The organism is Pseudoalteromonas sp. SA25, assembly GCF_011378705.1.
In the GTDB taxonomy this organism is placed as follows: Bacteria; Pseudomonadota; Gammaproteobacteria; order Enterobacterales; family Alteromonadaceae; genus Pseudoalteromonas; species Pseudoalteromonas arctica.
Genome location: NZ_WTKV01000002.1, coordinates 141,214 through 156,859 on the forward strand (window position 1 = coordinate 141,214; position 15,646 = coordinate 156,859).

Consider the following 15,646-nt stretch of genomic DNA (forward strand, 5'->3'; position numbering starts at 1 on the left):
TCCTTATTTATTGAACCCAGGGACCAAATCGCGTTCAATGGCCTCAATAGACTTGCCCTTAGTTTCGGGAAGTATGAATGCCATAACAATACAGCCTACAATAGCGACGCCTCCGTAATATAAAAACGTGTTTGCTGCGCCCATATTCTCTAACTGCCAAGGGAAAAACTGCTGAATACTCCAGCTAGAAATACTCTGTACTAAGGCAGCAAATGGTAGCGCAACGCTGCGTACTCGGCTTGAAAATATCTCCGAAAATATCACCCACATTATTGGCCCTATCGACATATTGAAAGCCGCTAAAAATGCAAATAATCCAAATAAAACATACGCAGGACTAATATTTATAGAAGCATTAATAATTGCACCAGTAACAACTGGTAGCTCTTTTTTACTGTAAATAGTGGCAAGATCTGCTTTTAGAGCAACATCGGTGCTGTATATTTTATTTTCGAAAACGTGCAGCTTTGTAATATCTACTTTTTGCTCTTCAACTTTGGTTATTGCTTCACTGTTAAGTGAGTACGTGGCATTTTCAAAGCCATACCAAATTGATACATGCGCAACAGCAATAAGCAGTAAACCGGTAATCGTTAATGTTCTTCTGCCGAGTTTTTCAACAAAGAATATGGCGACCAATGTAAATAATACAGATACCGCACCAAGTACTATTGTTTGCAAGAATGAGTTTTCGACGCTCATACCTATTTGTTCAAATACCGTAGGTGCATAAAACAATACCGCGTTCATGCCGGTTGCGCCCTGCACTACTGCGTAACATACAGCAAGTAATACAACAAAACGCATAGGCTTACTAAACAAGACTTTAAGTTGTTCAAGCGCACTGTTTTTTGAATCTTCTTGAATGGTTGCTTTAATATCATTAAGTACTACTTCGGTATCGTTGTTATTGATTCCCATACCTTTGAATACGGCGCGTGCTTCTTCATCACGTTTTTTGCTCATTAACCAGCGCGGAGATTCAGGAATAGTCATTAATAACGAAAACCAAATAATATTAGGCACAATTTCAAAGCCAAGCATATAACGCCAAATATTGGCTTCATTTAACCATTCAATTGAGCCCATGTTTTTAACAAAAAAGTAATTAACAACAAACGCAAATAAACTACCTAACGTTATAAGCAACTGATTAACTGATACAAATTGGCCTCGTTTATTAGCGGGTGCAATTTCACCAATATACATGGCTGAGACAGTTATAGAGGCAAATGCGACCCCTCCTATAAAGCGTCCAACAACCAGCATGGGGTAACTTACTGCAAAAGCAGAAATAACCGTAGAGAGTGAATACGTTAAAGCAATGCCAATAAGTACCTTTTTACGACCAAATTTTTGACATAAAGTACCTGTAAAAAACAGTGCGATGATTACGCCAACAATGGCGCAACCAACAACATTACCTGTTTGCAAACTGGTTAGCTCAAACTGCGAGCTAACATAGCGTAACGCCCCCGATATATTGGCCGCGTCTAGGCCAAATACAAATCCGCCAAATGCTGCAATGAGGGAGTACTTAATTGCTTTTGTTGATTGTGTGTGTGTGTCTTTCAATGTATTACCCTTAGTTTTATTTTTATACTTTTACTGTGTTGGTAATGAGTGCTTTACAACATATAAAAGAATAACATTGATAGAATTAGTAAAAACAATATAAACATATGATGTTTATCTGTGCAATGTGTTTTTCCTCTCACATCTAATTAATGTAAGAGGAAAAACACAAAATTAATATTTAAAGTAAATACTTAAAATTAAAAGCCGTCTATTTTAACGCAAGGCTCAAACACGCCTTTTACCGCATTTTTAAATGCAAGCGTAGTGCCGTGAGGTATGGCATCAAATGGGGTATCTTCTAGGCCACATTGTGCTGACGTTACGTAAAGTGTTGTACCGTCATCGCCAAACGCTGGGCAGGTAGGGCGAGGTGTTTGAGTCGCTAAGCTTTCAATTACCTTTGCTTCGGGTGATATGCAATCTACACGCGCGCCATCCCAAAGTGCAATCCACATGTTGCCTTCGCTATCAATTACAGCCCCATCAGGTGATACAGCTGAACTTGAATAGTCAAAAAACAACACACTCTCCCCTATTGGCGAACCCGTAAGTGAGTCGACGTCAAATCGGTAAATTTTTTGCGTTTTCGAATCTGCGTAATAAGCTTTAGCACGCGACTTATCAAAACAAATACCGTTGGGTATCGTTAAATCACTAACAACCTGAGTAAGTACTCCGTTGTGAAAACGATATATAGCCCCTTCGTTTTCTTTAGCATCGCCATGCATTGAGCTTATCCAAAACCCACCCCACGGATCGGCACGTCCATCGTTACTTCTGTTGTCAGGTTTATCTGCTTCAACACTGCACAAGAAAGTTTGCTTATGCGTACTGGTATTATAGGCACTTAGGCCTTTATCACTTGCTAGTAATAGGGTTTCCTTGTTTACCCAAGCCAGAGCGGTAACCATATCATCTAAGCGTTGCCCAACTTTATGGTCGCCTTTTTTGCTGTACAAAATATGGTTTGGAAAATCAACCCAATAAAGCGTTTGTGTGATCGGGTGCCACAAAGGGCCCTCGCCGACAAAATTTAGTGTGTTATCAAAAACAGTCGCTGTAAGTGTATTCATTTAACTCTCTAACTAGTTACCAGTTGGTATGTGAACCATCACGCTTTGATAAATGCGGCGCTTCGGTTTCTACTGGGGTTGCCAATCTAAAGGCGGCTTCGTTCACTTCAACACCTAAACCTGGTACTTCAGGAATAGTAAATTTATTGCCTGTTAATACATGCTGCTTCGGAAAAAGAAGTGGATCATGGGCGCCAAATTCACTAAACGGACCTTGGTGTGTTTCCATTAAGCCTAGGTTTGGTAGTGCTGCTGCAAAGTGATTTGTTGCTGCTGTACACACGGGACCAAGCGGGTTGTGTGGCATAACATCTATATAATGTGCCTCAGCCCAACCAGCCACTTTCATTGCTTCTGTTAAGCCTCCAATGTTACACACATCCACACGTAAATACTGCGTAAGCCCCTGTTCTATATAAGGCTTAGCTGCCCATTTAGAGCTAAACTCTTCACCAATTGCAAAAGGAATATGCGTTAAAGTACGCAGTGTTTTATAGGCATCAGGAGATTCATGACGAATCGGTTCTTCAATAAAATCGAGTGTGTCGGGCTTTAAACGTTGGCAAAACGAAGCGGCCTCAGCCACGCTTAATCTGTGATGGTAATCAATACCGAGTGTAATATCAGGCCCCAGTACTTTTCGTAATTCATTTAAGCAACGCGCTGTTCGCGTTATAGATTCTTGTGGTTCAAAAAACTGTAAATCGTCAAAACGACTCGGTATGACTCTTATTGTTGTCCAGCCGAGCGCGATAAGCGCTTTTGCTTCTTTAACTAAATCGTCAAATTTATCAGGATCTGCTTCTGTATAACAACACGCAAAGCACGCTATGTGCTCGCGTTGTTTACCCCCTAACAACTGATAAACAGGCACTTGTAATGACTTACCTAAAATATCATAAAGTGCAATATCAATTGCCGAAATAGCAGCCGTAATTACACGGCCCCCTTCAAAATAATGACTACGATAAAGCTCTTGCCAAATACGGCCTATTTTACGCGGATCTTGCCCTTTTAAAAAACCCGAAAAGTGCTGTATTGCGCCAATAACTGCCTGCTCTCGATTTGATAAACCCGATTCGCCCCAGCCAACTATGCCACATTCGGTTACTACTTTTACTAATAGCTGATTACGTTTTCCTACGCAGCCTAAAAGCGCTTCAACGGATTCTATTTTCATTATTATTACCTATGCGTTATTAAGGTTGAGTTGCTGGTAAACGGTATTTATCCATGCGGTCTATATCATATTTTTCATATTTTCTTTTTAATAACCAGCGCGGGCGCTCTAACGTTAATTCCCATTCAAACAATGATTTAAACATAGTTTTAACACGTTCAGGATTTTTTGCTGCTAAATCTGTTTGTTCACTAATGTCAGAGCTTAGGTCGTATAGCTCTGCTGGTCTGTCTGGGTAACGAATGAGTTTCCAATCGTTATCGCGTATTACAGCTCTGTTTTCTTTTTTCCAGTACATCACTTTATGTGGGCGTGCTGTGTTTTCACCTTGAATATAAGGGAGTAAATCAACGCCATCAATATCACTACCTAACGCTTTACCTTTAGCTGCACTGTAAAAAGTAGGCAGTAAATCGAGTGTGCTTACTGGGTAGTCGTAAGTCGAACCTGGTTTAATATGCTTTGGCCAACTAATTAAAAATGGTACACGAATTCCCCCTTCTAACTGGTTTGATTTAGTACCTGCAAGTGGTGCATTATTTGATGCGTTTTTATCAGATGGGCCACCGTTGTCGTTTGAAAAAACTACAATAGTATTGTCATCTAAGCCTAGCTCTTTAAGTTTATCAAGTACGTAACCACTGGCTCTGTCTAGACCTAGGGTCATTGCAGCAAGTTCTTTACGTTTACCCGTTAAGTTTGGAAACTTAGCTAAATCTTTAGGATCTGATTCAAGCGGAGTATGTACTGCATTAAAAGCTAAGTAGATGAAAAATGGTTCGTCTTTGTTTTGTTCAATGTATTTAGCGGCTTCTTTACCTAACACATCGGTTAAGTACTCTTTTGGCTCTTCGTAATTACCAAAGTCGCGTTCTAATTTTTTATCAAAAAAATGTTTGTTTCCATTATTCATTTCTTGTTCTGAATAGTTAAAGTAGCTTCTGTCGCCACCTCTAAAACCTAAAAAGGTATCAAAACCACGTTTTAAAGGATGAAATCTGTCGGCGTCACCTAAATGCCACTTACCAAATACCGCTGTTTTATAACCCTGCTCCTTAAGGTAATCGCCCATTGTTTTTTGATCTAATGGCAAGCCCATATCTGCACCTTTAAGTGCCGAGTTATCGCTCATAAAACCAGGTACATTAATTTCTTCGTAACCAAAACGTTGCTGGTACTTACCTGTCATTAAACCTGCGCGTGAAGGACCACAAGTAGAATCACTCACGTAACCTTGGGTAAAACGGACACCGCTTTGGGCGAGTTTATCTAAATTAGGTGTTTTAAGCTGCGTACTACCTTGAAAGCCAAAATCACCAAAACCTGCGTCATCAGCAAAAATTAAAACAATATTAGGTTTTTCTGTTTGTGCTTTTGCCATTGCATTAGCACTAACGCAAAAGCCTAAACATACAGAAAGAAGAACAAGTAGCTTATTCATCACAGTTTCCTATTTAATATAATAGTTAAGCACATAGCTAAAAAATATTAATTACACCATAGCTAACATATTGGTTATATTAGACTATTACGGCTAGTTAATTTTATGGTTGAGTTGTAAATAATGCGTTTATAAATCACAATATCGCTACACTAAACAAAACATAACAATATTGCAAACATATGATGTATGATATTTTAAAATTAATTTTTCAATTTCTCACTATTACTTAAGCCTAATAACAGTATCAGCTTAAAGGTAAAGCCCATTTATTAAGTGCTTAGCTGCGGCCCGTTATTTAATTTTAAGTATGCATTCGTGAGCTATTAAAGGTGGATTCTAAAATGATAAATATAAAAAACAGCCTTTTTGTTGTTCTTTTTTTATGCAGCTGTTTTTCAACGATTGCAAACGATGAGTGCCAGTCTTGTCATCAACCACAAAACCGTGATTGGAAACAATCAGATCATGCAAGTTCAATGGCTTTAGCGAATAAAGATACAGTGCTTGGGGATTTTAATAATGTAACTACTACCCACTTTTCCCAAAAAGCCGTGTTTTATAAAGAAAAAGATGCCTTTTTAATTGATTTGACCGAGCAAGGCACTAAAAAAACTTACACCGTAAGTTATGTATTTGGCTTTGACCCGCTGCAACAGTATCTAATTGAAGTTGAAAAAGGTAAGTACCAAGTATTTCCTTTTGCATGGGATAGTCGCGCCAAAGCACTTGGCGGGCAGCGTTGGTATGCAAACTATGCTAACGAGGATGTAAAACCCAACGACCGCCTCCATTGGTTGCAACCACTGCAAAACTGGAACGGTATGTGCGCCGATTGCCATTCGGATAATTTAAAGCGTAATTACAATACTGAAAAAGAAAACTTTGATACGCACTTTTCAAATATAAATGTGGGCTGTAAATCTTGCCACAACGATATAACGGACGAACATAAAACTAAAAAAATCATAAAGGCAGCTCAAACAAGCCCGACCAATATGTCGCAATGGAAAATTATCGGTGATGATAAAATTGCCACTTGGCAAGGTGAGCCCCGCGATAACAGCTTTATGCAAGGCTGTTATGCGTGCCACTCGCTTAGAAGCCCGCTTACTGATGGTTTTGATAACAACCAAGCGTTTTTGGACCAATTTAGTCCTTCATTTTTAGAACCTAATTTGTATCACGCCGATGGTCAAATTAAAGAAGAAGTGTATGTGTTTGGTTCTTTTGTACAAAGTAAAATGTACAAAGCCGGTGTTAACTGCGTTGACTGCCACGATAAACACACTATGAAAGTTAAAACAAAAACGAATGGGCTATGCTTGCAGTGTCACAGTGCCAGTGAATACAACAAATCCGAGCATCATCGTCATAAAGAACAATCAACCGGTGCACAATGTGTTAGCTGTCATATGCCAACCAACAGATACATGGGCGTTGATGACAGGCGCGACCATAGCTTTAAAATTCCTCGCCCTGATATATCAATAAAATACGATACACCCAATGCGTGTGTGCAATGCCACGACGATCAAACAAACGAATGGGCAGCAAGCACGCTTGAAAAATGGCATGGTAAAGCACCGGCATTAAGTGCAAGCGAGCACAGTATGCTTGAGTTGCGCTCATTAAAATCCATATCGCAAAATGCACATATGAGCTTAATTAATGACTTTTCGTTAAACGAAATAGATCGCGCCAGTGCGATTGCTTATTTAGGCAATTCAGGGGCTGAGCTAAACGATGCCACAGTAAAAAGTTGGGTTAATTCACCGCTTCCGCTTATTCGCTTGGCTATTGCTAAAGTAGGCTTTTTGCTGCCCGAAGCAGAGCGCTTAAAAAGCTATAAGAAACTATTAACCGACAAATTAAAGTCGGTGCGTGTTGCTGCAGCGCAAAACCTAAGCCAAACAACAGCGCAGTTAAATGGGCTTAATCAATCAATTATAGAGCTTGCACACGCTAATACTGTAAATACATGGCGCGGTGAAGGTAACATCAATCAAAGTATGCTCGCGCTTAATAAACAAGACATAAACGGCGCTATAAAGTCGTTACAAAAAGGCATTAGCGTTGATCCTTACTTTGATGCAAGTTATGTGAATTTAGCCGACATTTATTATCGACTTGGTCAAACAGTACAAATGCAAAGCACATTGAATAGTGGTTTAAAGGCAGTAACTACCTCTGCGCCGCTACATTATGCAAACGGTATGGCGCTTATTAGAAACGGTAACAAACCCGCTGCTGTTGACTCATTTAAACACGCAATGGCACTTGAAAGTAACAACGTGCAATACGCTTACTTGTACTTTTTAGCACTTGATAGCATTGGCGCAACGGCGCAGGCCGTGAGTGAGTTAAAACTTAAAATTAGTACTTATAATAACGCGCAGCAGCTCAAAAACTTAGGGATGAGTTTTGCTCAAAAGCTTAAAAATGCTGAGGATTACCACTTTTTTTCTCGTTTAAAATAATTTTTTGAAAATAAATTATTTTTCACTCTGAATCTGTACTTTAGATTAGAGATTAAAATTCAACCACTTAACTTAATAATCTTGTGTTACTTAAACGGTAATACAAGGTTATAACCTCAATATTATAAGCAACATTTAATAAACAAGTAATCAACACATTGCACTTGCAAACATCATATGTTTAAATTGTTAGAATGAATCATTCCTGATTATTTACATTTCTTGATTGCTTATAGCTTTATCGCAATTAAGGATCGCTGTTTAATTAGCCTGATTCTAAATAACAGATACTGCCGTTGCATTATCTGCACACACAGTAATTATGAAGAAACGGAGTGGTTAAAATGCTTAAACACAGTAAATTGCATACAGCAATATTACTTGCATGTTGTTCTTTATCAGCTTTCACACACACTGCATATGCACAAGAAGAAACAACCGCAAAGCAAGCTAAAAGCAATTCAGACGATTTTGAAGTTATTTTAGTAAGCGCACAAAAACGCGATCAAGCACTAAAAGAAGTACCGTCTTCAATTGAAGTACTTAGCGGTGATTTAATTCAAGAAATTGGCATCGATAATGGGTTTGATTTAGTCACCTACTTACCTGGCTTTGGTATTGATGACAGCAGTGAAATACGAACTACAACATTAAAAACACGTGGTATAGGCACTTTTACAAACTCCATTGGCTTACAGTCTTCAAACTTAGTCGTTATAGATGGCGAAGTGCTACCACGTCAATCAATGCTTAACTTACCAATTTCAGATGTAAAGCGTGTAGAAGCGATGCGCGGGCCGCAAGGCACTTTATTTGGCCAAAACACATCAACAGGCCTATTACATTATGTAACTAAAAAACCTCAACTAGATGACAGGGTTTCAGGTACGGTTAGAGCACAAGTTACTGAGTTTGATGGCACTGATTTTAGCGGTACTGTAAATGTACCACTTAACGAAAACTGGGCAGCTCGATTTAATGCACAATACAGTGATATTGATGGCTGGATAAAAAACACTATGCCTGGTGAAGAAGACTACACTATTGGCGCAAAAACAACAAAAGCTGGTCGCGGCCAACTTTTATACGATAACGGCCAAGAATTAAATGTTCTATTTCGCTTAGAATATTCAGAAACAGACACAAACTGTTGCTCTCTTACTCGTTTAGGTGGAATAAACCCAGATTTTGGCCCTCGTCCAATCGTTAATGTGAAAGACGATGGCACTATTGAAGGTACCACTTATAACCGTGTTAATCCTGAGTCTACTTTTGAAGAAGCCGGCGGCCCGGTAACATCACGTAATGCTGAAGGTAATTTTGGCAGAACAGAAAACTTTGGCTTTTCAATATCTGCTGATTACTACCTAAATGATGAAGTTACGCTTAGCTATAATGGTAGTTATAGAGACTTTGATTTATATAACAGCTCAGCATTTTTCACTATTAATTTCCCTGTAGAACGTACCGCCTTTGGTGGAAACGAATCAGTTGATGTACTTCAGCAAGAGTTTCGTATCTCATCGTTTAACAATGAAAGGTTTGATTGGGTATTAGGTCTTTTTTATCATGATACCGACGGCCAACGCTCAGAGGTACGCGATGGCTGTATTGCAGGTAACCGAGGATTTATTGAAGGCGGCGAATTAACTGGTTGTTATTCAAGACAGTCAACAGATGCTTTTTTAGCTAACTATACAGCCACTGGCGATGACGACCGCTCATTATTGACGCCATCTCGTTTACTAAATGGTGGTGATTTTACAACTGGCTTTGAAAACGTCGCTATTTTTGGACAACTTGAATATCAAATAACTGAGCAATTAGATGCTACTTTCGGTTTTAGATTATTACACGAAAAAAGTAATGCGACCTTTGCTCGTACAGATTTGGCAACACCTTCTACGGGTGTTGGAATGGAAACATTCAATGAAGTATTAGAACTTGCTCAAACAGATCCATCGCTTATTTTACGCCAAGACGCGCCAACTAAGTTTGATAACTCAGACACAGCCTTTATTTACAAAGCAGTTGTAGGGTATGACTTTACCGATGATATTCGCGGTTATGTAAATTATTCTACCGGCTATAAAGGGGCTTCTTACTTTGTAACAACAAATACAGACCCTGCTGATGCAGACAACTTCCCTACCGATCCTGAAAACTCTTCAAACTTTGAAGTAGGCCTGCGTTCAGCGTATTTTGATAACGATTTACTGTTTAACTTTACCTACTTTGATATGAGAGTTGACGATTATCAAGTACGTGCCAGCCGTGTAATAGATGAAGAAAATAACATTATTTTTGCAGGCTACGTGAACGCAGCACAAGCGCGTTCAACCGGTATTGAAGCCGATGTAGTGGTTAAAATATCAGATAAATTGAAGTGGTCATTTAACTACGCTTATTTTGATGCACGTTACGAAGACTTTGCTGATACACCTATAAATTGTCCTGCTGGTGATGGTGGTTTACTTGCTTCTCGCTGTACTACTGATTCAACAGGTCGTCAGAGCTTTGATCAAACGGGTTTATCTTTCCCTAATAATGCTGAGCAACAATTTTTAAGTACTATTTCATACAATACACAAATTGCTGATACTGGCTGGAAAGCAAATACTAGTGCAGTTTGGCGTTATAATGGTAGCCATACGCAATCAATTAATGAACTTGCCTTTGGCGAATCAGCTAACCCATCGTCAAGCATTTGGGATGGTTACTTGAGTGTAAGCAAAGATAACCTTCAGTTTAGTGTATTCATTAAAAACTTATTTGATAAGTCGTACACTACTCGCCAACGTATAAACTCTGAAGGTTTCGGGGAAGCATTCTATCCTCGTGACTGGAGTCGTTATGTGGGTGCAAGTGTTCAATATAGCTTTTAATTAAAGTATCAATACAAAAAAATAGCGCTTAATAAGCGCTATTTTTTTCTTCATTTTCTTACTTACACTTAATTACTTACAACGGCTCTTTTCTACCAACTAACTCCCCGTTAGCATCATTTATAACCGCATTACTAATATCTATATACTCATTATTATTCCAACGAACCGATACATTATTTATCTGTGTACACGTACCTAAACCAACGTGTAGCTTGTTATTTTCACTTTGTGAAAAACCTGCACCCGTTGCGCCTACAACACGCTTATAAGTATGCCCACACGCTTTTATAGTAGCAGTAGCTCCCAATGCAGACACGCCAGCGTTAGGTGAGTAACCAATATTAGTGATCAAAAAATTATGCTGTGCATCTAAAACACTGTTATTAGTAAATAGGTGCCAACGGCCCCGCTCGTTTGAGTAGATTAAATCAAGGTCGCCGTCATTATTGTAATCAAAGGCCTGTGCACTCCCCCCGGTTGCTCCAAGTTCAGTTGAAATAAGACCATGATTTTGTAAAGCCTCAAATCCTTGACCGTGCTGATTTAAATACAGTACCTGCTCGTTAGCTCTTGCTGGATTACCATAACGTAATACAATTAAGTCGCTCCAACCATCGTTATTAAAATCCCCGGCTACTGCACTGGTTGTAGGCTCGCTAAGATTAATATTTAGCTTGGCTGTTGCATCAACAAATTTACCTTGCTGGTTTTCTAATAATACCGCTGGTAATGGCTCAAGCCCTTTTACGTTAGGTGAATTAATCACTCTTTTAATAACACCCGCTGTAGGCGATTTAGTATCCCCCGCGACGCGCCAAGTATCATTACCTAAGTAACCTATATATAAACCTTTTTTACTTAAATTTTTAGGCCAGCCGGTTGCTTGCTCTTTTGTTACATGTACCGTACGTTCACTGCCGCCGTGCCCTTTTAATGTTAAAGGTGCGCTATTTTCTCCAATAAACACATTAAAATGAGGGTAAGCCATTTGCAGGTTTTCTATTTCAAAGTCACCCGATATTTTAAAGTCTTCAAATTTAAATGCTTCGTTACGAGCAAAAAAAGCAAAGTTTTGAGATTGAGCATCGTAAAAGGTTTGTTGTTCAAATTGATGTTTAGCGCGCGTTAAAAATAAATCAAAATCACCGTCATTATCAAAGTCGATTTCGGTCATGCTACTTACATGACTAATATTACGGTTATTTCCTAATACAGCCTTACTTTTATTTTTATAGCCTAAATCAGATTTGCTCTGCACTGCAACAATGTCATCTCCACCGTAAAAAAATAAATCATCGTGCCCGTCATTATTAAAATCACTTACTAAGGTTTTATAACCAAGCCATTTAGCATTAGGTAAGTAATCGACAAACTTAAAATGATTATGTCCTTCGTTTTTGTATATATGGTTCGCTCCCTTTTTTTGCCTATTTAATGGAAAAGCAGAAAGTACTAAATCTAGTACGCCACTGTTATTACCATCAACTAATTTAACCGCACGTCCGCGTGTACGTTCAAAATCATCAAACGTTTTTCCGCCTTCAACAGTGCGGTCATGATTTATTTGAAACGACACAGGTAAACGAGGTTTTAAGCCACCACCACCTCCTTGGGCAATTATTAAATCCATACGACCATCTAAGTCGTAATCAGCAACAGCAACACCATGTGTGTCGCCTTTAATAATTATCTGTGGTGCTGAAAAGGTATTATCTTTGTTATTCCAAAAAATTTTTACTGCGTGGGTATGCTCAGTAATTAATACATCTTGATAACCATCTTTATCAAAGTCTGCAATCAGCGCGCTATCCCACTTACGGCGCGATAGCGGCTCAAAAGGTATAATGTTTTGCGATTCGCTAAACATTAATTTATTACTGCGGTTGTCGCTTAGTGTTTCATTGCTTACCCTTTGAGTAGTGTTACATCCACAAAGCAGAATACTTGTAGCAATCAGTGATAAACAAAATAATGTGCTTGCTGGCTTAGTATTTTTTTTCATTTAACCCACTCCTTACTTAACTGACTGTATTGGTTTTTGCTGCCAAACACGGATGTATTCAATTTCAAAGTCGACTACACCATCATCTTTTTTACCTTCAGGGCTATTACGTTCAAGCTCTTCTTTACTTTTTGGTACGCCATGCCAAGGAAAAGTCTCCTGATCAAGCCATAAAAACAGTGGCTTAGTGGCTACATAGCCTGTATCAACCCCACGATGCTCTTTAGCCCAGGCATCAGCTTGTGCTGCAGATACTTCGCTAAATAATTTACCGTCAACATAGTATTTAATTCCATCAGCCCTCCAATCGATTCCATACACATGAAAGCCATCAGCCACTCTAAAACCTAAGTCTTTTCGCTCTGTGTAAGTGGGCTTGCCCATCACCTTTTTATTCCAATCGCGGATTGACCACCATAATTCACTGTCTATGTGATCTTTTTTAGGATCAAGCGAGTCGCCAAATAATTCAAAAAAATCAACTTCTAACTTTTCACCCATCGACCAAAATGCGCTGCTTATTTGCGCATCAGCGGCTTTACTTTTAATTTCTATGTATCCGTACTGAAATGACTTTCTGCCAATAAAGCATGCCGTTGTCAGGTTTTCGTATTTAAGTGCATCGCCAAACACGGGCTTATGTATTTTTTCTTCAAATGGAAAGTCTGGCTCCCAACGTGTTTCAAGCTTTAACTTACCATCTTCTAAACGGTAGTTATTACCCGAAAATTGCGAAGGTGCTCGGCCTTTCCATACTTTTTTATTTGGCTTATCTGGGTGCTTATAAACGGGTTTACCGTTTTCTAGTTTACCCACAATGTACCAACGTTCTTCATCGATAGTGCTGGCTTCAAATTCATCACTTACTTGGGTGTTAAGTACCCATTTACCAGTATTTTGCGGATCCGTTAATGGCAGTTGATTATTTTTAGTTTGGGGAAGCTTTTGCATATTAGTCGTCGAATCGCTGCTACAACCGCCAATGGTTATTACCGACAATAATGCTGCTGTGAGCGTCAATTGATGTGTTTTTATATTTTTTTGTGCGTTGTTCATGATGTCTCATCATTTTGTATGTAAATTTGTGTGAAAGCTAAAAATTAATACGTAAATAAATAGGCTTTTTAGTGGCTTATAAGCAAACAAAACGACTTTAAACCTATTTAGTTTAAAGCCGTTTTAATTAGTATTATGTTATGCGTCTAGTACTCGCTTAAATATCGGTACGCGTAACTGCGTAATCGTCAATCAAGATTGAATCACCCGTTGGTAGTCCATACACTTCCCAAAGGGTAAACACATCAGTTACTGAGCTCCACGTTGCTGGAATAGCCCATTCACGTGTACTAGTTGAATCCTCTTCAAACTCGATATATTGCCACTCTGTAGTGGCTGCGAGTGCTGCGCTAAATAAGCCAGCTTCTGAGTAACGACCTGTAAATCCATTTGCATCCTCAGGTATGCCGTCATAAACCCACGGTACAACAACATGGCGTAACGTAACGGGTTCAACTGGCACTTGATTTAACTTAACCCACACGGCATAACGGTATGTTTTACCAACAGACTCAGCACCACGGCCATAGTTGGCGCTATACCAGTTACGTTGTTTATTCCATACTTGCTGAGTTGCAAAAGAGTACGGTGTATTCGCTTCACCTTGAGTAGCAGTGCCCGCTGTAATTTCAAGCGATCGACCATTACCCGACACAGAGGTTGCCGATACGCTATAAGTGGCATTGCCTTTATAAGGTGCGCCTTCACCATTGAGGTTAAAGTCAGTGTTAAAGCCTGCTTCGTGTTCAGACACTCCCGGCTCACACATTTGGTTATTAACAGTATTAACCGTAATACTTTTTTTCGAAATGAGTGATAAAGGTGTGCTTGCTGTATCGCCATCAATAAGTTCAACCGTTACTGTATTTGAGCTGTCTATTGTTGTAGGTGCTTTAACGGCAAGTACTTCTCCAAAGCCACTTTTGGCGGTTAAGCTTTTAGTAAATGAGACCTCATCACCAAGTATCCAATCAAAAGTATACTCGCCACTTAACTCTGCGTTTAGTAAAGCAGGCTGCACTTTTACACCACTGGCCACACAGATTGGAACGTCCTTGTTACCTGAAGAAGCGCCTAACTCGTTTTTATCGTCGTTTGTTATTGCAAGACTAAAAGCACCTGTCACTGTAAGTGTGGCGTTTGCTGAAGCTTCGGGGTTATCAACACTTGTGGCTGTAATAGTCGTTTCACCGGTATTTTTAGCGCTAATAAGGCCATTTTCATCTATAGTTGCAATATCTTCATCTGCAATTGAATAAATAAGTGCGGGGTTACACGCGTAACTTGGTATCGCTGATGCGAATACACTTGCTTGACCACCAGCAGGGATTTCAATCGGCGAGACGCTTACCTCAGTTACAACGTCATCAATAGCATTGACAGTTAATTGTAATGTACGAGTAGGCAGCGCACCGCCCGGAGCAATAGCTGCACCATTATTGATAGAATATGTAATGTTATAAATAACTTGACTTGGAAAGTCTAAGTTACCATCAGCAATAGGGTTACCATCGCCATCTAAAGCGCCTCTTATATCGGTTTGGTCGCATTGTCTTAATGCCGCCGAAAACGCATCGGTATTTATAACTAATTTAGTGCTATCACTTGATTGCGTGAAAGGTGAAATTCGGTGTGACGCAATGGTATTAGCGCTTGTTTGTGGGGTATTGAAATTATTATTAACCACAAACTCTAGCTCACTTACGTTTATGGTTGCTCCTGACTCAGAGGCTGGTTTACCGTCGATTGTTACGCCTTGCAGTAAATCAATTTCTTGAACTCCGGACTCTTCATTTAATGTGCTCGTGATCACTGCGGTATCTATTACAAGTACTAAATCAGATTTAAACTGCGGATCGTAACCTTCATCCGTTCCGCCGCCCCCTGTTAATACTGAAAATATAACACTGCTAATTGCTTTTTTTATTAGTAAGTTATGTTTCATCTT

At 39.3% G+C, this 15,646-nt stretch carries 9 protein-coding genes; 2 read left to right on the top strand and 7 right to left on the bottom strand.

What is annotated here, in order from left to right:
• Positions 1–3: 3 nt before the first annotated feature.
• The 4 genes from GQR45_RS02140 to GQR45_RS02155 form a co-directional block, all read right to left on the bottom strand.
• Positions 4–1,575, bottom strand: a complete 1,572-nt coding sequence (locus GQR45_RS02140) for a sugar porter family MFS transporter (RefSeq protein WP_165724988.1) — start codon at positions 1,573–1,575, stop codon at positions 4–6.
• 200 nt (positions 1,576–1,775) lie between these two features.
• Positions 1,776–2,651: an SMP-30/gluconolactonase/LRE family protein gene (locus GQR45_RS02145; RefSeq protein ID WP_165724989.1), complete on the bottom strand. Its 876-nt coding sequence runs from the start codon at positions 2,649–2,651 to the stop codon at positions 1,776–1,778.
• 16 nt (positions 2,652–2,667) lie between these two features.
• Positions 2,668–3,831, bottom strand: coding sequence for a mandelate racemase/muconate lactonizing enzyme family protein (locus GQR45_RS02150; protein WP_007378528.1), 1,164 nt, complete (start codon positions 3,829–3,831; stop codon positions 2,668–2,670).
• Between the two features lie 19 nt (positions 3,832–3,850).
• Positions 3,851–5,272, bottom strand: a complete 1,422-nt coding sequence (locus GQR45_RS02155) for a sulfatase (RefSeq protein WP_165724990.1) — start codon at positions 5,270–5,272, stop codon at positions 3,851–3,853.
• A 344-nt stretch (positions 5,273–5,616) separates the two neighbouring features.
• On the opposite strand from GQR45_RS02155, the gene GQR45_RS02160 reads away from it, so the two are divergent.
• A complete protein-coding gene (locus GQR45_RS02160; RefSeq protein WP_165724991.1) occupies positions 5,617–7,752 on the top strand; it encodes a multiheme c-type cytochrome in 2,136 nt (711 codons plus the stop codon).
• Positions 7,753–8,096: 344 nt separating this feature from the next.
• Positions 8,097–10,637 carry a TonB-dependent receptor gene (locus tag GQR45_RS02165; protein WP_165724992.1) on the top strand — a complete coding sequence of 847 codons (2,541 nt, stop codon included), beginning with the start codon at positions 8,097–8,099 and terminating at the stop codon, positions 10,635–10,637.
• A gap of 76 nt (positions 10,638–10,713) precedes the next feature.
• On the opposite strand, the gene GQR45_RS02170 is transcribed toward GQR45_RS02165, so the two are convergent.
• From GQR45_RS02170 to GQR45_RS02180, 3 genes are all read right to left on the bottom strand, one after another.
• A complete protein-coding gene (locus GQR45_RS02170) occupies positions 10,714–12,642 on the bottom strand; it encodes a CRTAC1 family protein (RefSeq protein ID WP_165724993.1) in 1,929 nt (642 codons plus the stop codon).
• Positions 12,643–12,654: 12 nt separating this feature from the next.
• On the bottom strand, positions 12,655–13,698 hold the full coding sequence (locus GQR45_RS02175; RefSeq protein WP_165724994.1) for a family 16 glycosylhydrolase: 1,044 nt from the start codon (positions 13,696–13,698) through the stop codon (positions 12,655–12,657).
• Between the two features lie 157 nt (positions 13,699–13,855).
• Entirely contained in the window at positions 13,856–15,643 is a 1,788-nt protein-coding gene (locus GQR45_RS02180) for an Ig-like domain-containing protein (RefSeq protein WP_165724995.1), read from the bottom strand.
• Between the last annotated feature and the right edge of the window lie 3 nt (positions 15,644–15,646).